We start from the raw sequence: 21,001 nt of genomic DNA, 5'->3' as shown, positions 1-21,001 counted from the left end.
CGTAACAAAAGCAAAGAAATATAATTATTTCAAAAAATAAATCAAATTTTTAAATAGCATAAGTCGTTATAAATAGCGAAAACCGTTATATACGTTAATGAAACATCACAAAAAAGTTAAACCCTTGTATGGATTTCGCTGAAAACGTGGTCTGACCCCGATTCCCGTTCAATTCAGGCGGACTGATTAGGCGAAACAATTCGCTTCGCTCTATCCTCGGTCAATGCGTAGTAGTTACCATTGCCGGCCAAGAACTACTTATTTGCCCTTCCAAACAACTTGGTGAGCCATCCCGTTTTCTTTGCTTGAGCCAACTCTGGAAAAACGGCATCACTGGGGTGAAGCAGTTCGCCGGGATAGTGTTCATGGCCGATACAAGCTCTGTCATCCATTGAGAACGCTTTGACCGCCGCAACAGCCTCAAAGCACCAACGCCCGAAGTAGCTGCCCATCTCAAGCGGGTGTTTAACCGGGTCACCATAGAGGTACCACCAGGGCTGATGTTTACCGCGCCGGTTCAGCTCCAGGTACCAGTGCTCTACAAACTCCCGCAACAGCGCTGCTTGTTTCGCCTGAGGCGCGTCGATAGCCTTGAGCAGTCTCGCGTAGGGTTTGACATGCAGCAGTTGAACCCCAATCACGCGCCCCGGTTGGCGGGATGCAATGATTCGATCCAGCAGAACGTCCCGCCCACCCTCGCCGATTAAAATAACCAATCGGCGCCACGGGTCATCTGGAATCTCAAGCGCCAGCCCCAGGCTCACTAACCAGAAACACCAGATATAGTGGTTAAGATCCGCCAATTCAAAGGTCCAGTCTCGGCAGGTCTGCAGATTGTTTTCTGCACAGATCTTGTCGGAGGCAGCATTGGAGAGTTCCCATGCGTCCAAAAGCCGGGGAAAGTAGGTCTGCATCTCAGCCACATGGCCGCCACTTGAGTAAACCCTTATAGCTGCACGCAAATTATGCTTCGCAAAATCGAATGCAAATTGCGGTTCGTACTCGGGATTGGGAGATGGCTCTGCCAGCATTTGGCTGGTCGTCTCAATCCATTGCAGGTCTTTTACCTGACGCATGTCCCAATACTGTTTATCTCCCAAAGGTGCGCGAATCATGGAAGAACCCCATTCAGGTTTTTGGAAGGTAATATTTTAGAGGTGTCAGTGGGTTTGACCTTGCCAAGCGCATCCAATACCTCGACTTCTGTGGAACCATCAGGCCGGGTTCTTACGACCCACGTTTCGGTGCGGTTCATCCGCACGGCTGCCTGTACATCCAGGCTCTGATCCTGCCCTACTGCCCGCTCCAGGCGATCGCCACCCAGAGTCCATGCGGTAGAACCTTGCTTGCCATCCAACGTATTGCCTAGCCCCGAGGCCCCCGACTTCTTGTTGTCGCCAACAAACTTGTACTCAATGACGACGAAGTCAACATCTGGACGATTAACCTTATAAAGATCGTCCACTCCCGTTTCACCATTACCCGGGACGCGCGCCAATTTTTGCCCGTCGGGAACAATTTTCTGAACTGAATCGCCTCCGAACAGATCACCCATGACGCCTTTTTGCTCCCGGGTAAGCACACTAAGGTCCATGACAGGCTTGCCATCACGACCAAACAGCCCTCCGCTCTTGATCAATGCCTGTTCGGCGGCTTCATTGATGACTAAGTTAAAACGTTTGCCGACCGCCTCCGCGAGCTCACCGGTCAGCCTGTTCGTGGCTCTGCCCGCCCCGACAAGCCCAGCGCCTCCAAGACCAAGCTCCACGCCTGCCGAGGTGGCGAGCGCCTCATTTTGCCGGACCACATCAAGCCCGTAACCTTGCATTATATGTAACGTGTCGACCGCGCCTTTTAACCCGATCGCTTCCGGTGCGTTCTGAAGAGCCTCGAGCCCTGCAATGAACTGCCGCCCCCCACAGCTGGGACAATTGATCGTATCCATGACCCACAGGGCAGACTTCGATGTGCGGCTCATGATGAACTCTACCGCGCTGACGAACCCCTCTGCACTGCCCTCGCCCTTGGCGTTCAGAATCGCAGCCTGATTGTTGGGATCACGCCTGAACTTGTATGGGTCGACCAATTGCAAATGCTCGACCACGGACGTGACTAAAGCACGGTCCCCCAACAACCGCTTCAATCCCAGCGTCTCATTGTTGTAATCAGCAAGGGTGACGTGAAACAGATTCGTGTTTTTCGACTCGGAAAGCTCTGTTCGTAGAAAGTTAGCTGCCTCTGCCGTGTTGCCATCGCTGACGGCCAGGACATTGTTCCAGCCTCGGTCGACCATTGCCGCTGCTGTACGCAGCAGTTCAGTGCGGGCTTGATCATCCGTAATGCCCTTTTCGCTCGCGTAGCGTTTGACGCGATCGGTCTCAAGCGCAAATTTGATCTCATCCGGGTGCAACTGCCGGTTGTACTTTTCTACGCCGACCGCGGTACCAGCCGCAACTACCGCACCCTGGCTACCTCTTCCAGATCCGAGAGTAGAACCCAACCCCGCTGCAATTAACGAAACCACATTTTTTCGGTCAGCTTCGTTCATTCTCCCATCGGCGAGGACTTGCTCAATGGAAGGCATCAGCGCCGCAGAAGCCCCCGCGCCCAACGCGCTGCTCTGCACACTGCCACTGGACAACCCCATAGCCGCGCCCGCCAGCGCATGCAACATCACACGCGCCGCACCGCCTTCAGCCCAAGCTGCCCGAGTGGCCGCATCTGCTTTCGGATCAGTCGCACGTGAGTGGGCGTAATCACCAATTTTGTTGAAGATATCGCTGGAGGCCGTGTTGGCAACGATGCCAACCGTCGTTCCGACAGGCGCACCACCCAGCCCTGCTGCTATCAACCCGGTAGCAATGTCAGCCATTAACTTCTTGTCGCCACCAACCTGCCAGCGCTTGGCTTCCGCATAAGCGGCATTCGCTGCGAGTACCGTCCCAGCGGCGTCCGGCGAACCGGTTTCGGTCTGGGTTTTGGCTTTATCGGCCAGTGCTTTCGCCTCATCCGCCTTCGCCTTCCCTACCGCACTGATCACCCCACTGGCCAGTTGCGCCGAGCTTTGGATCAGGTCGATACGTTCCTGCATGGCCTTTTCATCAGGCCGGTCGAGCTTCTGATTGGCATTGGCAGTGTCGCGGTTCAGCCCCACCAGATCATTGGCGCCTTCGGCATTGCGCACCACAATCGTGCCGTCGCTGACCGCGCTACGGGTGTAACTGTGATCTTTATCCTTGAGTGCTATCGGGATGGCGCCGCCCGGCGAGGTGCCACCACCGCTGCTGGTGGAGACCGAGATGCTCGCCGACTGGCTCTTGATCTCGCTGACATTCTTGATATCGCTGACGATCAGCCGATCCGTGCTGAGGCGGTTCTTTTCAGCGCTGGCTTCGCTGGCAATCACCGCGCCTTGCAGGGTGGTGGTCTTGCCGACATTGATGTCGTAGCCGCCCGTGCCCGCATACAAGCCGCTCTGATCAGTCACGCCCTTGTAGTCGCTGTTCATCTTGGCGGCGGCAAGGTTCGCCGAGGCCGCGACGGTGGAGCCGTAGCAGAACGGTGGCACGCAGATGCTCGCGCCAAAGCCTGCGCTGTTCTGTTTGCTGCGCGACGACTCGGTGTCCTGGAGGGAGATGATAGTGAGGTTGCCGCCAATATCCGCCTTGATCCTGTCCGCGCGAACCTGGGCACCTTTGAGGGTGGTATCGCCACCGCTTTGCAACAACAGGCTGCCGGTATCGAGGGTGCTGTTGACTTGAGTAACGGAGTTACCGTTGCCATTGTTCCTGGCACCCTGCGCACCGAGGTCGAGGGTGAAGCCATTTTGCTCGCCAATATTGAAGCTGGCGCCGATGGCGGTTTTAGTTTTCGATCCTTCGTTTTTGCGGTCGGTGGTGTTCTGTGCGCTTTGCATCAACACATCGTTTTTGGCTAACAACAAGGTGTTGGCGGCTTTCAAGCGGCTGCCGATGATCTGGATATCACCCTGAGTCCCCGCCGCCGCGCCCGTGGCGACGATCGACAAATCTTGCCCTGCGTTGAGCGTGCTCTGCTTGGCGGTGGCGCTGTTGAATTCGCTGCTGTTCTTGCTGCGGTTATTGGCCAGTTCGGTACCGATTTTGATCAGCGAACCGTTGCCGGGCGTGCCGCCGGTTTTGTTTTTGAAACCGGAGCTTTGCGCATTGGCGTCCGAAGCCTGGCCGTTCAGGTTGTAGGCGGCGAGGGCTGCCTGGGCGATTTTGACGGCCTTGAGGCGTGGGTCATCAGCACTACGGGCCGCTTTGACGGCGTCGCGCATGCTGGTGGCGGTGTCCACCACCGAGCCCGCAATTACCCGCCCTACCGCCAAACTCTTGGAACTGTCCTTACTGGTCTGACTGGCCGTCTCCATCCCCGAAGTAACGGTGACATTCGCCCCGCTCAACTCCATGTTCTTGGTGCTCACCAAATCACTGGCCACCACCTTCAACTCACGCCCCGCCGTCAACGACACATTGCCCGCACTCGAGCCAATCGTGCTGCCGGTCAAGGTCATTTCATTGGCGGTGCCGTTGTGCTTGGAGCTGTTGATGTAGAGCTTCTGGTTGCCGGTCATGTCGTCCAGACCGAGCTTGTTGCCGGTCAGCACGCCGGTGAGGTCGCGGTTTTTCTCCTTGTGCATGTCGGTGCGGGCGAAGGTGTTTTGCGCAGCGTCTATGGTCAGGTCGCGGCCGGCTTGTACGGCGAGGTCGCCGGTACTGACCAGGTTGGAACCGGTGACAGTGGCATCACGCTTGGCGGCGACGGTGACGGTTTCGCCGGAGACCATGCTGCCCAGGGCGGTGGTGCGTTTTTCGTCGACTTTGTCCTGGACTTTGCTCGACTTGAGGCCGCCCCAGCTGCTTTTGCTTTCCTTGCGTTCGTGGCGGGCACTGTCTGAGTTGCTGACGGCGAGAATGCTCACATCCTGGCCCGCGACCAATTGCGTCGCACCTTTTTCGGCTGTGACTGAGCTGCCAGCCAGCAACAGGTTTTCACCGGCCACGACGGTGCTGTTTGTGCCCGCGCTGACGAGGCTGCCGACGTTGTTCACGGCGTCGGTTTCATCGAGGCGGAATTTCTTACCCTGCGAGGTTTTCTTGGTCTTGCTGTAGAAGCTGTAGTCCTGGTTTGCAGCGGCTTTGAGCTCGAGGTTTTTGCCGGAGACCAGGTACGCCTCGTTGCCGGCGTTGACCTGGCTGGCCACTAGTTGCAGGTTCTGCCCGGCGCTCAGGGTGGCGTCGCCGCCGGCCTTGATCACGCTGGACACTTGCTGCACGTGGTCTTCGATGCTTTTGATCTTTTTCGAGTTGTAGGTCGAATGCTGTTCGTTGGCTGCCGCGATGGCGTTGAGGTCGCGGGTGGCAATCAGGTTGACGTCGCGTTTGGCATTGACCTGGCTGGCCACGGCGCTGATGTCGCGCCCGGCGATCACGTGCAGGTCGCGGCCGGCTTCCACCACTGAGCCTTGCTGGGCGATGGTGGTGAAGTTCGAACGGGTGCCGATGGCGCCGCTGTCGAGGCTCTTTGAGGCGGTGATGTTGACGTCGCCTTTGGCCTGGACGGCCATGTCGGCGCCGCTCTTGAGCACGCCGCCGATGTTGTTGATGTTGCCCCCGGCTTTCAGCGCCAGATCGTTGGCCGATTCGATGCGCGCGGCGCTGTCGACGAAGTCGCTGCGTTCGGTGCGGTAGCTGCTGGCGCTTTCGTGGGTAGTGACGCTGCGTTCATTGAGCAGGTCGGCGCCCGCCGCGAGGTTGACGTTGCCCGCGCTGATCACACCGCCCGCACGGTTGCTCAGGGTGTTGCCGGCCAGCACGTCGAGGCGACCGCCGGCTTGCATCAAACCGCTGTTGGCGAGGTTGCCGCCGACGTTGGCCAGCAGGCTGCCGGTGGCGCGCAGGGTGCCGGCGTTATTGAGGTTGCGGCCAGTGATCAGGCTCACGTCACTGCCGGAAATCAGCGCGCCATTGGGCGCCAGGCGGTTGTTTGCCTGGGCCAGGTACAGCACCGGCACCAGCACTTGTTGGCCGGCGACGGTGGTGTTTTCCAGCCACACGATGTCGTGGGTCAGGGCCGCGACCTGTTCGGCGGTGAGGCTGACGCCCACTGACAGGTTGAGCGCGGTTTTGCTGCTGATGGCGTTGTCCATCAGGTGCTTGAACAGGTCGGCGTCGCTGGTCTGGCCGTCGATGAAACGCTGGCCGGTGCGTGCGAGGACGGCTTGCTGGATCAGGCGCTGTTCGTAGAAGCCATCACCGAGACGACGTTGTGCCGTCTCGGGGTCGTAGCCGAGCCGGGTCAGCATGTAGTCCGAGCCCAGGAACTGACGCATGTCGGTAAACAGCGGGTTGGTTTCGATCAGGTATTTGTGCGGGCTGGCCGCGAACTGGCTGGTGGGCAGGCCGGTCGCACCTTTGCCGTCGTTGAGGTGGAACAGGCCGTTTGGCCCGGTGGGCAGGTCGAAGCCCGGCAGGCCCAGTGGGTTGACCTGTTGCTGGGCGAGGTCCGGCGGCAGCTGCGCGTTGAGTTTCACCTCGGTCGAGAAGCCCGGCTTGGTGGTGTTGGCACCACTGCCGACGTAGGTGTAGCCGCGGTTTACGACACTGTTATCGATGCCGTCCTGGGCCTTCAGGTCAACGGCGCCGCCGGCCTGGATCACGGCGGCGTAGCTTTGGTCCGGCACCATCAATTGGGTGGTTTTGCGCAGGGCGGTCTTTTCGCTTTCCATCTTGCCGATGAACGAGGCCAGGCCGGCTTCGACACCGTCCATGTTCTGCCCCGCCGCATAGCGCTGGGTGAACGCCGCCGCCTCGCGGTACCAGCCGCCCGGCTTGCGCTCACGCGCCGAGGTAAAGATACGGTCGTACTGGGTGTCGTGGGTCACCAGGCCGACGTTGCTCAGTTGGTTGACACGCACGGTCATGGCGCCGCCGGCGGCAATGCTACTGCTGCTGTTGAGCAGGTTGCCGCCGCTCAACAGCATGTCGCCGCTCGAGGTGATGCTGGAAGCGGGCGTGGCGTCGCTGACAATAAAGTGGTCACGCACGCTGATCTGGAACGGACGGTTCTGTTTGCCGCCGTCGCAGTCGCCACCGGTCACGCCCTCGATACAGGCCGTGGGGGTAATAGAGGCGGTGTAGATGCCGGAGTGGGTGTTGAGCACGGTGCGGATGTTGTCGATCGTGCTGGCGGCCAGGATAAGGTTGCGCTCGCTTTCGATCGTGCCCGAACTGTTGATGATGCTGGTGGCGGCCGCGCCCTGCCCATCGCGGTCGACGCGCAGGTTGCCCATGGCGTAAATCGTGGCACCGAGGTTTTTCAGGCGGTCCACGCGCAGATTCATGTCGCCGCCGCTGAAGATCAAACCGTGGTCATTGAGCAGGTTGTCCACGGTCAGGTCGACGCTGCCCTGGCTGGCGACGGCGCCGCCGACGCTCCAGTCCAGGCCTTTGCCGACCAGGCTACGCGTGCCGAGCAATTGGCCGGTGGCGGTCTGTTTCAGGTTGTCGACGTTGACGGTCAGGCGCCCGGCCTGGATCGCGGTGCTGTTGGTCCAGTCGGTTTTGTCGAGGGTCAGGTCGCCGTTGGTGACCAGGCTGCCGCCGACGTCATCCAGGCTGATGCCGCTCAGGTCGAGCGTACCGGTACCCACGTGCAACACCTTGCCGCCGGTGTTCTGGAAGGTGTTTGCCGCGAGGCTCAATTGGTCGCTGGCGGTTTCCAGGCTGCCGCTGTTGTTCAGCAGGCCACCGATGGCGTAGCGGGTTTTGCCTGCGGTGCCCAGGGCACGCATCTGGCCGCTGTTGTTCAGGCCGACGGTGTCGACATCAAGGGCCGTGGCGCTTTCGATCAGGCCACGGTTGGTCAGGGCGCCGTCCAGGTTGACGTCGATGCGGTTGCCGGCGATCTCGCCGCCGTTGTCGACATTCAAGCCGGTAAGACTCACAGCGCTGCCGGCGAACAGTGTGCCGTTGCCGTTATTGAAGTTGATCGCGTCAACCACTGCATTACCGGCTTTGGCGGCGATGCGCCCACCGTTGTTATCGAGCGTACCGGCGGTGATGTTCAGGCCGCCCTGCTCGCTGTGGATCAAGCCGTCGGCGCCATTCTGCAGCAGGCCTGTCGTGGTGATTGCCACCCCGCCGTTGGCGGCCAGGGTGCCTTTGTTCTGGTTATCGATGCTGTTGGCGAACAGCGTCAGCAGGCCCTGGCTGGCGAGCTTGCCGCCCTGGTTGTCGATGTGGGCGGCGCGTTGCACCAGCAGCGGCCCGACACTCGCCAGCTTGCCGTTGCGGTTGATCAGGTCGCCGAGCAGGTCCAGGGTGATCGAGCCGCCACCGGTGAGGCTGCCGGCGCTGTTGTCGAGGCGGTTGCCGTGCAGGGTAAACGCGCCGGTGCTGTCGATGATGCCGCCCTGGCTGTTGTCCAGCAGGCCGCTGACAGTGAGGGTTTGCGCACCGTCGCTGAGCAGTTGGCCTTTGTTGCGGTTATCGACGCTGTCGGCGGTGATGTTCAGCGCCTGCCTGGCGCTCAGTGTGCCGCCCTGGTTATCCACGTGGGTGGCGGTGGCGGTGAGGGTGCGATTGGCGATCACCGTGCCGGTGTTGCTGATGTTCTGGCTGTCGAGCGTGACGTCGCCAACGGCGTTGCGGGTGTTGTCGGCGTTGACCCCAGCTTCGATGATGCCGGTGTTGGTCAGTTGGCCGTTGCTGGCCAGGGTGATGCTGTCGCGCGCGGCGAGGGTCTTGCTGTTTTTCAGCGTGCCCTTGGTCGTCTGCGCCTTGAGGCGGGTGCCGGCGTAGACCGCGCCCTTGGTCTCCAGGCTCGCGGCCTTGATATCAATCGCGCCGCTGGCGGCCGCCTGGGCCATGCTCAAGTGGCCGTTGGCGTCGAGTTGAATATCGCCGCCACTGGCGGCCAAGGTGCCGTCGAGCTTCACGCCCACGCCGGCTTCAGTGCCCACCAGCTTGATGGCGCCGGCGTACATGCCGCCCAGGGCCGAGGAGTCGATGGCCAGTTCCGGCTTGGCGCTGCCGTCGTCGGCGCGCGTGGTGGTGTTCAAGCTTTGGGCATCGACGTCGTTGCGCCCGGCAATCACGGTGAGCTGACGCGCGTTGATCTTTGCATTGATCTTGGCGGTGCGGGTGATGATCTCGAAACGGTCGACGTTGCTGGCATTCAAGCCCTGGCCGTCGATGGTCACCGCGCCCCCATCGACCTGGTAATGGTCCAGGCGACCGACTTTGTCGATGACCGGTTTACCCGTGGTCAGGGTGACATTGGGCGTGTTGATGAACCCACAGCCGTTGCAACTGATGCCGTAAGGGTTGGCCACGATGACTTTGGCCGACTGCCCCGCCACTTCGGTGTAGCCGCGCAACTGGCTGGGGCTGCCGCCGTTGACTTCGTTGAGGATGACGTTCGCCGCGCCACCCTTGAGGTTCGGGTTGCCGACAATGATCCCGCCCAGTTGGGTGCTCTGCACCGCGCCCGTGGCGTTGTTGAGAATCACGCCATTGGGGCCGACGTTGTAGTCCTTGAACTGGTTATGGGACAGGCCGCTGCCATTGGGCGTGGCGATGTTCACCACCGGCACGCCGTTGCCTGCCTGGCCGAGCGTAGTGCCCGGGCCGCTGACCGCGATGCCGTCGGCCTGGGCCAGCAGCGGCTGCCAGAACAGCGCGTTGGCCAGGATCAGTGCCAGGCCGCGTTGGGTCAGGCTTTTCAGGGCGGTAGCAGGGCGAGCATCCATATTCAAAATCTCAAGGCAGCGGTGTTGATTACAGGAAGAAATCCAGGCGGAAATAGATCGGCGCTTCGCGCTCGGTCACCACGCCAGGTCGCTCCAGGGAATGGGCAACGGTCACGCTGGCGCTGACGTTTTTACCGCGCGCGAACAACTCCAAAGAGTTACTCGAGACGCGACCATGCTCGTCGTCGTTGTAGCGATCGTTGCTGATTACGCCCTGGTCATAACCGACGCTGGCGCCGTATTCGGCGAAGGCCGGGCGCATCCAGTCGAGGGTGACCGGGCGCGCCCAGCGCACTTCGTTGCGCCAGTAACCACCGCTGTCGCCGTTCAGTTGCTGGTCCTTGAAGCCGCGCACCGAGTAAGAACCACCCAGGCTCATGCGTTGCGCCGGGTACAGCACGTCTTCACTGCGCTGCCCGGTGGCGAGGCTGGAAAAACTCAGCGACTCGCCCCACAAAGTAAAGGGCTGCAGGTAGCTCATCGTGGCGGTGTATTTGCGATAGCGCGGGGTCGCCGTGAGGTTGCCGTTGGCATCGCGCCCCTGCTGGTCGCTTTGCGCGTCAAAGGCGCCAATGCCGTTTTGCATGCCCACGTCCAGGTTGACGAAGGCATTGCCGATGCGTCGACCGTGGGTGATGCCGACCTGAAATTCGCTGAGGCGGTTGCTGCTGGTCGCCAGCCGCGAATCGAGCAGGTAGTTGTTGGTGCGCAGGTGAGTCAGGCCGACGTTGACCGACGTCTTGCTCACCTCGTCACGATGGATCACCCGCTCGGCACGCAGTTGATGGTTCTGGCTGTCGCCGTTCTGCTTGACCTTCAAATCGTCCAGCATGAGGAAGGTGCGGTATTCGCTCTCGCTGTAGGTGTAACTGAAATTCCACCAGCCCCACGGCACGTTGTAATAGAACATGCTGCTGTTGGAGGTTTTCTGATGGTCGCTGATGGCGTCGTGGCCACCGCGCAAAATCAGCTGATCGGCCAGGCCCAGTGGGCTGTCCCATTCCAGGCCGGCGCCCCATTGTTGTTCGCCGGTGCTCTTCTGGCCGTCGTTGTTGCGCGACAGGCTGGCGCGCCAGGGCTTTTGCGGGACGTTCTTGACCCGTACTTCACTGCCGCCGATCTGGCTGCCAGGGGTCAGCTCCATTTGCGCCTGCTTGGAGGGCAAACGGCTGAGCTGGTCGACCAGTTGCTCGATTTCCCGCAGGTTGAGGGCTCCGCCGATGTTGCCGGGAAACGCCATGGCCAGCTCGCGGTCGGTCAGGTTGCTGCCTTGCGCGCCCTTCAAGCCTTCGAGCTTGCCTTCCACCACCAGCACCTGCAGGTGACCGCTGGAAAGGTCCTGCTGCGGCAAATAGGCACGACTGGTGACATGGCCTTTGGCGATGTAATAGTCGGTGATGACCTTGAGCAGCTCATTGAGCTGTGGAACGCCCAGGCACTGGCCGATATAAGGTTTGAGCAGGAGGGTGCGGTCGCCGACGGAGAGGCTGTCGGCGCCCTTGAGTTCGATGTCTTTGATCGGGAAGCAACGGGTGTCGGCGGGTGTGGCCGGGGCCTGGGACTGATCGCCTTTGCCGGGCAAGTCCTGGAGTTCATCCAGGCGCCGACGCTGCTCTTCCAAGAGGCGGTTCTGGCGGTCGCGAATCAGGTCCTGATCCCCTGGCGTAGGGGCGGCTGTGGCGCTGTTCAGGCTCAGATAAGCGAGCATGAAAGTGCATAGCAGATACCGAGTCCGTGGTAATAACAAAGACATGTTCAATCCGTCGAAAATCAAAGGGCGGCAAACTAACATCGAATTTCCGCTCACTTAAAGAACCGAGCACGTTGAATAAGCGTGCAAGATGCTCGCGCAACCTGTTGATTATTAACAATTAAAAATTATCAAACAGGCATACGGCTTATTGCTGGAAGTTATATTCCGACAAGCGGCAGCTGTATTGATGACGATTTCGTCGGAGAACTTAATAGTTGCCACTAGTTGGCCATCAAGTTCTTACCGAGATAAGTTAGTACCGAAAAAGGCAGAAAAGTTCTCGGAGGTTTTGTGAATTGGATCCCACTTATCGGTATTTACCAACATCGTTCCCACGTTGCATGGGAACGATTTTCCAGCGTTCTTCTTAGCTGGCGCCTTTGTTCTGATCCTTGCCTGGCACCAGGATCAACCCCGGTTTTTCTACCTCACGGGAGACATGGGATTTCACCTGCGCGACACCGCCTTCCTCGTCGTTATGGATCACCAACACCCCAGGCCGACGCAGCTGCTCAAGGTCACCTTCGCCGAGACTGAAGCTCTCGCTCAGGTTTTTGTCAGTAAGCGCCTTGGCCTCGGCCCGGCGCTGGGCAAACTTGCGACCTCGGCGTTGTTGGTGGCGCGCCCAACTGATCAGGATGACGGCGTTGAGCAGGGCGATCCACAGGTAGATTTGCAGGGTATTGAGCGCGGCAAATATCGGCGCCTCGAATCGAGGACCGCCATGGGTATCGAGCATCGAGGTAATCCCACGTGCCAACAACCAGATCAAGCCGGCCCAGGCCATCAGGGTCAACAGCGCATCGATGACCCACATCACGGAACGTTGGCGGGTTCTGACCAGTTTCATGATGACGCCTCCTCATTTTCGAGCGGTTTGATACCACGGTCCGGGCTGACCCAGCGCGCACGCTTCTGGTGCTGGTTGAACAGCACTTTTGGAAAACTGACCAGGGTGGTAAACAGGCTGACCAGCCAGAACACCATCGGGTACCACACCGTCCAGAACAGGGTTTTCCACAGGTCTTTCTCGTAGCGGCGGTCAATCAGGATGCTCACCGCAAACTGCAACAGGCACACCATCGCCAACACCAACCCGGTAAACGCCGGCGGCATCAACGACTCGACAGTAATCGCTTGTGGCAGCGGGATGAATTTGCCCACGCCCCAGAAGATGACCGACAGCAAAAAGGTGAAGGCCCAGCCGGTGGACAAGCAGTATTCGAACAGCAGTGGCCACAGGTAGCGATGACGCCATTGCCAAATGCCGCGGATGTTCTTGAACAGCACTTCGGCGCCGCCCTGGGCCCAGCGCAGGCGCTGTTTCCACAGGCCGCCGACGGTTTCGGGCATGAGGATCCAGCACAGGGCACGGGGCTCGTAGAAGATGCTCCAGTGATCGAGTTGCAGCTTCCAACTGACATCGATGTCTTCGGTGATCATGTCGTTGCTCCAGTAGTCGATGCGGTCCAGCGCCTTTTTACGGAACGCCACCACTACACCGGACACCGTGAAGATTCGACCGATTACCCGTTGCGTGCGCTTGATCAAGCCGATGATCGAAGAGAACTCGCCGACCTGCACCCGGCCGATCAGGGTTGAACGTGTGCGGATGCGTGGGTTGCCGGTCACGGCGCCCAGGCGCGGGTTGTCGAGCATCGGCGCGACCAAATAGGCAGCCGCGTTTTTATCCAACAGCGCATCGCCGTCAATGCACACCAGGTATTCGCTGCGCGCGGCAACGGCGCCCATGCGCAAGGCCACCGCCTTGCCCTGGTTCTGCGCCAGGTGCAGCACGCGCAAGCGTGGATGATGCAAGGCCAGGGCATCCAGTACGGCTGCGGTGTTATCCGAGGAACCGTCGTTGACGGCGATCACTTCAATGTTCGGGTACACCTGGGCCAGCGCGGCCTCCATGGTGTCGGCGACGTTCTCCCCTTCGTTGTAGCAAGGGATGATGATCGAGATCAGCGGGTTGCCAGCCAGTGTCGGCGCCGGCGTGTCCTCTTTCCAGGGCCAGTGGCGCTCCCAGTGCAGCCAGAAATACAAACCGCCTGCAATCCACAATGCCGACATGAACAGCGGGTAGAAAAACACAAAGTCCATCAGGAACTGCCCGGTGACCAGGAAGATCAAGCCCAGGGGCACACCCAATACCAATGCCAGCACGAATAAAGCCAGGATTCTGTCGAACATGGTCAAGGGTTCCATTGGTTGGAAAGGGCCGGACGCACAGTCTTCAGGTCCGGGGAGTTTTCCAGGAAGTTGTCCGGGTAGTAACCGAAACTCGTGACACCCTGGCGCTTGAGCACGCTCATCCAGTGCGCCAGCTGCTCACCGCTGATATCCGGCGCGGCCTCGGTGCGCCAGTCTTTGGCTTGCAGCTCGAACACGGTGCGCTCCAGCGCGCCGGGGCGCCGCTTGACCGTGGCCACCAGTTTTTCCAGCCAGGCGTCGGCGTTATTCAATGCCTGGCCTTCCATCAGCGGCATGGCCATTGGCGCGGTCCAGTCGTAGGTCTGGAGGAAATCGTCAAGGTTCTGCGCGAACCAGGCTTCGCTGCCGGGGTTGAGCATCGGCTCGGCGAAGATATTGCGCGCCGTCAGTATCTGCGGGCCACGGATGGCGCGGAACTTGGCGGTCAACTCGTTGGTGAAGTCGATCAGGTAGCGGCTCTTGAAGCGGGTCCAGCGCTGCATCACGACAGGGTCGGCACGCAGGGCGGCGATGTTGTCCGGCAGGCCCTGGGCGGCGTAGGCCTTGAGTGCTGCGGGGCTGGCGTCTTCAAAGTCGCTCAGCTTGGCATCGTCGTGGTACAGCACGCCGTCGATACCACTGTTACCGGAGCTCGCCAGGTCCTGGTAGATCTCGCCGATCATCTGCCGCACTTTTGGATCGAACGGCGACAGGCGCTTGTAATCATCCGGATCGGTGCCCACCTTGCCGGTTTGCGGGTCCCAACGTGTCACGCGAGGCAACTTGGAATCGAGGTCGAAACTCAGTACCGGCATCCACGCAAAAACGCTGGCACGAGCCCGGGTATGCAACTGCCAGGCGACCCGGTTGAACAGGTCGGCGCGCATCGGCAGATGGCGGTTGGGGAAGTACAGCGAACGCACCAGGCCGTCACCCGTGGGGTCGGCGTAAGCTTGCAGGAATACTGTCGGCGAGCCCATGTCCACTACACGCTGTACCAGTACATCGAGGTTACGCGCCTGTTGCGCCGGGTCGGGGTCGTAGACGTGGTCCAGGTCCACATGCACGACGCGCATCGGCGCCTTGGCCTGCACCGAAACGATGCTGCTGGCGAAGTGCTCGCCGTCCGGATCGGAGGCAACCAGAAAGCGCGGGCTGCTCATCAATTTGTTCGAGTCGTCGAGGCCGTCGTCCAGCGTGAGCGCCATCTTGTAACCCTGCTCGTCCACAACCGCGAGCGTGGTGCCGTCGGCGGCGCCATAGGGCCATACCCACACCCGAGGCGCCTTGCCGGTAACGGCGCGAATCTTGTTCGAGATCGCGACCACGTCAGCCCGCATCCGCGCCTGGAACTGTGCCTCGGTTTCATAGCGATTGGTCGCCGGATCGAAGCGCCGCGTGGTGGCGGCCGGTTCCAGGTTGCCCTGGGGGTTAGCCAGAATGCCCTTGTGATTGGCGTCGGTGTGGGCGGCGATTTCCACCAGGCCGGAGCGCGACACTTCACGGATCTGCTGCCAGGTCAGGAACTCGCCGCGTGGCCGTGGCAGACCGGCGAAGTCCACCGGCTGGTTCAGCGGCGTATCGATCCAGGAGCCGACCGGCGCGAGCACTGCTGGCCAGTTATAGGCACGCAGAATCGGCATCACGCGGGTGTAGAAGCTGGAATAACCGTCGTCGAAGCTGAGCATGACGGCCTTGGGCGGCAAGGCCGGCCCACCCCGGCGAGCGGCGAGGATCTGGTCCACGCTGACCGCCTGGTAGCCGTTCTCGCGCAGCCAGGCCAACTGATCGATCAAACGCTCGGTGCGCACCGCCACCACCGCCTGATCGGGATCGGTGTCATTGACGTCGTGGTAGGCAATGCCCAGGAAATGGTTTTTCGGCCACGGCGCTTCGTTGGCCTGTGTCGGGCGCTCGGCGGGTGGCGTGAATGGCGCGGGTTGCTGGGCGCAGGCGCTGGCCAGCAATACGCCCAGGACCAGCAGATAACGGCTGAGGAGGGTCATGATCAGGCTCTTTTAAAAACGGTAAGTGAGGTCGACGAGCAGGCGCAGATCGCGTTCGCGATCACCGTCATACGTTCGGCTGACCAGGCTCAGGTTGGCGCCGGCTTCCAGGACGTCGTTCCAGCGAATGCGCTGGCCGTAACCGATCAAGCCGACACCGCCGCTGGAGTAATCCTGCTGGCGATAAGTGCCCGCGCCGACCTGGAACTGCTGACTCCACTGGGTCTCGTAACGGTGATAAAGCACATGGTTGACGTTGACGGTGGGCATCACGCCGAAGTCCGACTTCGGGTTGAAGTACAGCGTGTCTTCCTTGCTGTTGCGGCTGGCACTGACTTCCAGGCCTAACTCCACTTGCACCTTGGGCGAGCTGTAGATGCCTTCGCGGCCGGCGAGCAAGGCTTCGAGGCGATCGTTGCCATCGCTGAAATGCGACGGGCTGACGGTCAGTTTCCATTCGCGGCTTTCATTCGCGCGCCAGCGGATGAAACCGCTGCCGCCATTGGCCGTAATATCGGTATTGAGCGCCCGCAACGGCGTGGTCGCCGTGAGGTAGTCGAGGCTGCCGCCGTATTGCCAATGGTCATTGATGTCGCGGGCAACCGCTACGCGCGCGCCTTGCTTGGAGCCAAAGCCGTAGGCGTGGTTGGAGACTTCGGCTTCGAGGGTCATGTCACGGGTACGCCGCTCCACGCCCACGCGCTGCCAACGGTGATGGCCGCTGCCTTCGGTAAAGTCGGCGGTGCCGTAGCCGGCACCGGTGAACAGGCGCCAGTCTTCGTCGATGGGCGGCGTGTAGATCACGGTCTCAATGCCCCAGTCGCGGCTGCCCCTGATCGCGCCGGCGTCTGCGTTATTGCTACCACCGTAGCTTTTACCCGTGTAGGCCTCGACGCGGAGTTCGGCCATGTCGTGCACTTTGCGCAGGCGATCGAGGCGCTGGACCTGGCGGTTTTCCGGGGCGCGGGCGACCACGTCATCGGCAAGCAGGTCGAGCTGGCGCCACTCCTGCAGGTCCAGCGCGGTGAAGCCCTGGGACATTTCCACGCCGATGTCGCGCGGGCTCTGGTTTTCGGTTTCCTTGAGTGACGCTTCGGCGCGTCTTGGCCATTCGCGGGCACGGTACATCTCGGCCTGCGCCAAACGCACGCCGATGTTGCCCGGGGCTTTATTGCCCAAGGCGTCCAGGCGTTCTTCGCTGGTCTGCAGGTCATCGCCATAGGTACCGGCCTGGGCCGCCAATTGTTGCGCGTCCGCCCACTCGTCGTTAGGGTCGCCCAAGGGCAGCCCCTTGAGTTCAAGCCGCGGTTTCTCGCTGCGCGCCAGGTTGTCGGCGACCGCGCGCGCCTCTGCCACCTGGTCGTTTTCCAGCAAGGCGTAGAACAGGGCGGAACTGTCTTTGACATGATCGCCTGGGTCGGCATCCGCAGCGGTCACCGCCTGGCGATACAGCGGGGCGGCCTTTTCCGGCAGGCGCTGGTCGAGGTAGGCGGCAGCGACCCAGCGCAAGGCGTAGGTCGGCAATTGCACGCCTTCAGCCTTGAGGGCTTCGTACTCGCGAATGACCTCGGCGGTGCGCGCCCGGGCCTTGAGCGCGCCAAGGCGGTCGATGCGCCAAATCATCACGTCGCCCTGGGCGCTGGCGTCGGGGGCCCAGCGGGCGAGCAGTCTGTCGTAGTCCGCGAGCGCGCGGTCGGCGATCACAAAGCGTTCTTTCTCGGTACGCGTGGCGAACTCGGCCATGCGTACGCGCTCGGCGGCCAGGTCGCCTTCGAGGCGACGCTGGGTCACAGGGTCGACCAGCCCCGGGCGCTGGGCCGACAAGCGCAAGGCGGCTTCCGGCAGACGGGCCTTTTGCAGGGCAACGAGGTATTCGCGGGCGACTTCGGGCTTGTCGCCGGCGCGGATAAAAGCCTGGTCGAATTCAAACAGGGCGTCGTAGTTCGAACCCGCACGAGTCAGTGCGTAGCCCAGGGCCATGCGCCGATTGGGATCATCCGGCTTGGCCGCCACCAGAGCGCGTGTGCGTTGCACCGCTTCGCTGACTTTGCCGCCGTCGGCCTGGGTAAGGGCCAGGCCCAGTTGCAGGTCGACATTGTTCGGTTCACGCAACAGCGCTTTGCGATAGACCGCCTCGGCCTGCGCCCACTGCTTCTGGTTGCGATAGGTTCGCGCAACCGTGGCCAGCGCCTGGGCGGTCAAGTTGCGATGCTGACCCTGTGCCTCGTACACCTTCAGCACTTCGGCACCCTGTCCGGCCCAGCCAGCGATCACCAAGTGGTCGCTGATCTGGCCTGGCGTCTGGCGCTCGGCCGGCAATTGGCGCAGTTGAGTCAGGGCGGGTGTGAAGTTGCCGTTGCGCGCCTGGATGATCAGGGCGTCGTAGGCCGGGTCGGCCATGGCAAAGGTGGGCATCAGCAACTGGCTGCACAAGGTTACCCCGATGAGCAGCCGTAACCGGCCTGAGGCACTGAGTGGGAGGTTTCGCAGCATATCGTGAGCTTCCTTACACACGGAAAGCTGTAGCGATAGGTGGTCCTGAGCGATTTGCATCAGGGTGTCGGCGTCTCGTGACCCGACCTAGCTTTCCTGTATGAACTATCCCTTAGCGGAGAAAGGGGGAGGGAGATTCAGAACAATTGTTCAGAATTGCCTGACCAGTGCCACAAACCAAATGTGGGAGCGGGCTTGCTCGCGAAGGCGATGTGTCAGTCAACATCTAGAGTGACTGGTACACCGCCTTCGCGAGCAAGCCCGCTCCCACAGTTTGATTGCATTTCAATCGGGCCGCTTTGCGCGGCCCCGAGGCTTATCGGGCGCCGCTCACTGAGCCAACCTTGGACATCACAAAGCCAATGAACTGCTCGACGGTCATCTTCTGGCCGTTGAAGGTCACTTCATTGTTGGCGTAATGCAGCTTGGACACCACGTCGCTGCCCACCAGGGTCGCCAGTTGTGTGCCAACGGCCATGCCGCTGACCATTTCGCTGGCCATCTGGGATTGCTGCTCGATGGCTTTAGGATCGGTCACACCACCAAGCTGCGCTTGCAGGGCGGCAACGTCGGCGATCATTGGCTTGGACAGGGTCAGGTTGGCGTCCAGCAGCGCGACCATTTGCTTGCCCAACTCAACCGGCGGCAATTCCATGGAGGTCGGCTTGGCCAGGTCCAGCACCAGGTTGAACTTGCTTTCACCGTGGGTGGTTTTCAGCGACAGGTTTTCCAGCGCCACGTGTGGCTTGGCGGCCAGCAACTGGTCGACGTTGGCTTCAGCCAGGGCCTGCTCAGCCTCAGTCAGTTGCAGCTCCGGCACCGGTTGGCCGGCGGCAGCAGCGGCTTGCACCGGTTGCATCTTGTCCTGATACAGCTTGGTCAGCAGCAGGCCAGAGGGCACATCGATGTTTTTCACGCTCAGGGCCATGGCGGCGGAACCCACGGGTTTGCCCTGATAGCCGATCTCGTCGATCTTGTAGTCGACGCGGCCGGCCATGTTGTTGTCTTTGACTTCGCTGGTATCTTTCTGCTCGAAACCCTTGAGGGTCATTACGGCTTTCTGTGGGCCGAAGGTGAGCTTGGTGTCGGTCAGCTCTATCGTGTTCTGCCCGGTGTAGAAGCCGAAGGTGGATTTCTCCAGGTTGCTGGCCACGGTCAGGCCGGCGAATTCAGCGTCGAAGGGTGCGCCATTGGCATCGACCACAGCCAGTTTGAGGCTGTTCATGTAGCCGTCGACCTTGACCTTCTTACCCTCGGCGGTGCTGTCGAAATCCAGGTTGAGGCCAGAGAAGTTCACCGAAGCCGTCTCGTCCTTGAACGTCAGCGGCAGCAGTTCGAGATTACCGCTCACCGAACGGCTGTAGCCGATATTGGCCACGCCTTTGAGCGGTGACACGTCTTTGGCGGCGGCGAACCATTTCTCAGTGGTGGCGTTCTTTTCCAGCTCGTAGTGACTGGTAGCCATGACCGGTAGCCATTTCAGCGATACCAGGCGCGAGAACGGCAGCGGGCCGTGTTCGATATGGTCGACAATCAGCAGCTCGGGGTTCGGATTCTGCTCTCCGAAGAACGAGCCCTGGCCCTTGAGGCGATAGTGCGCGGTGCTGCTGAACAGGCCACGGTCCAAGGACACCAGCTCCAGGGCAACAGTGCCGTCGACGCCGGCCATGGAACGTTGCAGTTCCTTGTTGGCGTCCTGCACCGCCGTCTGCAGCACGGGCTCCAGCTGCTTACCGGTGTACCAGGCACCGCCTGCACTGACGACGCCAACGGCGACAACGAAACCCAAAAGAACAACGGCTGGCTTATTCATGAAGTGACCTGATCAAATCCTGTGAGAAGTGGGCGGTCTTCCTTGAACCCTGAGGGGGTTGGCTCAAGCCCGCCGAAAACGGGGGAAGATTAGCATAGGCACCGTAGCAGCGGTCGAGCGCAGCGAGGCAGCGGTCGAGCGCAGCGAGGCCGCGTTCGGCTGCGAAGCAGTCGTAAAACCGGGCAACCTGGTTTATCAGAAACCATAAGTGCTGGCTTTACGAGGACTTCGTCCTCGAACGCGGCCTCGTTCTACTCGACCACTGCTACGTCAGGAGTACTCCAGCTCAATTTCATCGAGTTGGTGGTCGAAGCTCTTCAAGCGCGCCGTCCAGGTGTACACCAGCACCTCAAACTCGCGGTGTATGACCGCATTGCCGGGGGTGTCCGACTTGGGGTCGCAGAAGTCCAGCCGATAGCGCTCGCGGGCCATTTGCGTGGCAACGTCGGACAGTTCCCGCGCGTTGTTCAGCCAGTGCCTACCGTCAGCGACCTGCTGATCAAGTGCCACGCACTGTTTTTTCAGGACTTCGAGGCTTTTCTCCAGAGGCGTGCCAGTGAGGTCACCCATGACTTCCTGGAAGGTCCGCCCCGGCTGCCAATAGCTGCCCCAGAAATAGCGGTCGAACACGGTCTCGACCCGGCGCAGGGCGACCTTGGTGTCCCAGATCGCCACGCGGGTCTTGCCTTGTTCGAGGAGTTTTTTCTTCACCCGTTGATTCTGGTAAGAGGCCCACGCCACTACGCCAATGGACAGGGTGCCGATCACCAGGCAGGCACTGTCGAGAAACACCATCGCCTTGTCGAGCTGATGGGCGAGCATCACGCCGTAGAAATAGGTCGCCGATAACAACACCAGTGCGAAACACACGCACCAGAAAGCGGGAGCATAAGGGTTTTTCATTATTGGAATCCCCATGAGCAAACGCGAGCAGTGACAGGCGGATCGTCGCGGCGGTCCGCCTG

At 60.8% G+C, this 21,001-nt stretch carries 9 protein-coding genes; all 9 read right to left on the bottom strand.

The genetic code is table 11. The features are described from left to right. Nucleotides 1-254 precede the first annotated feature (254 nt). Entirely contained in the window at nt 255-1,115 is an 861-nt protein-coding gene (locus tag AACY30_RS26760; RefSeq protein WP_339469055.1) for a PoNe immunity protein domain-containing protein, read from the bottom strand. After that, complete coding sequence (locus AACY30_RS26755) at nt 1,112-9,775, bottom strand: hemagglutinin repeat-containing protein (protein WP_339541408.1); 8,664 nt, start codon at nt 9,773-9,775, stop codon at nt 1,112-1,114. Before AACY30_RS26755 ends, AACY30_RS26760 begins: the two co-directional genes overlap by 4 nt. Before the next feature lie 28 nt (nt 9,776-9,803). Further along, a complete protein-coding gene (locus AACY30_RS26750) occupies nt 9,804-11,528 on the bottom strand; it encodes a ShlB/FhaC/HecB family hemolysin secretion/activation protein (RefSeq protein ID WP_339469052.1) in 1,725 nt (574 codons plus the stop codon). A gap of 367 nt (nt 11,529-11,895) precedes the next feature. Beyond that, nucleotides 11,896-12,378, bottom strand: coding sequence for a poly-beta-1,6-N-acetyl-D-glucosamine biosynthesis protein PgaD (gene pgaD, locus AACY30_RS26745; protein ID WP_339421182.1), 483 nt, complete (start codon nt 12,376-12,378; stop codon nt 11,896-11,898). Further along, nucleotides 12,375-13,724, bottom strand: coding sequence for a poly-beta-1,6-N-acetyl-D-glucosamine synthase (gene pgaC, locus AACY30_RS26740; protein WP_339541407.1), 1,350 nt, complete (start codon nt 13,722-13,724; stop codon nt 12,375-12,377). The genes pgaD and pgaC overlap by 4 nt, the downstream gene beginning before the upstream one ends. A gap of 2 nt (nt 13,725-13,726) precedes the next feature. After that, entirely contained in the window at nt 13,727-15,730 is a 2,004-nt protein-coding gene (gene pgaB, locus AACY30_RS26735) for a poly-beta-1,6-N-acetyl-D-glucosamine N-deacetylase PgaB (RefSeq protein WP_339541406.1), read from the bottom strand. 12 nt (nt 15,731-15,742) lie between these two features. After that, on the bottom strand, nt 15,743-18,223 hold the full coding sequence (pgaA, locus tag AACY30_RS26730) for a poly-beta-1,6 N-acetyl-D-glucosamine export porin PgaA (RefSeq protein ID WP_339541405.1): 2,481 nt from the start codon (nt 18,221-18,223) through the stop codon (nt 15,743-15,745). 316 nt (nt 18,224-18,539) lie between these two features. Further along, on the bottom strand, nt 18,540-20,036 hold the full coding sequence (locus tag AACY30_RS26725) for a YdgA family protein (RefSeq protein ID WP_339421188.1): 1,497 nt from the start codon (nt 20,034-20,036) through the stop codon (nt 18,540-18,542). Between the two features lie 270 nt (nt 20,037-20,306). Beyond that, nucleotides 20,307-20,939, bottom strand: coding sequence for an NADH:ubiquinone oxidoreductase subunit N (locus tag AACY30_RS26720; protein ID WP_339469047.1), 633 nt, complete (start codon nt 20,937-20,939; stop codon nt 20,307-20,309). Nucleotides 20,940-21,001: the final 62 nt, after the last annotated feature.

Origin of the sequence: Pseudomonas sp. RA_5y_Pfl1_P24 (genome assembly GCF_963970945.1) — a bacterium.
Classification (GTDB): Bacteria; Pseudomonadota; Gammaproteobacteria; order Pseudomonadales; family Pseudomonadaceae; genus Aquipseudomonas; species Aquipseudomonas tritici.
Note: the sequence above shows the minus strand (reverse complement) of the source record. Positions and strands in the feature narration are given on the sequence as shown.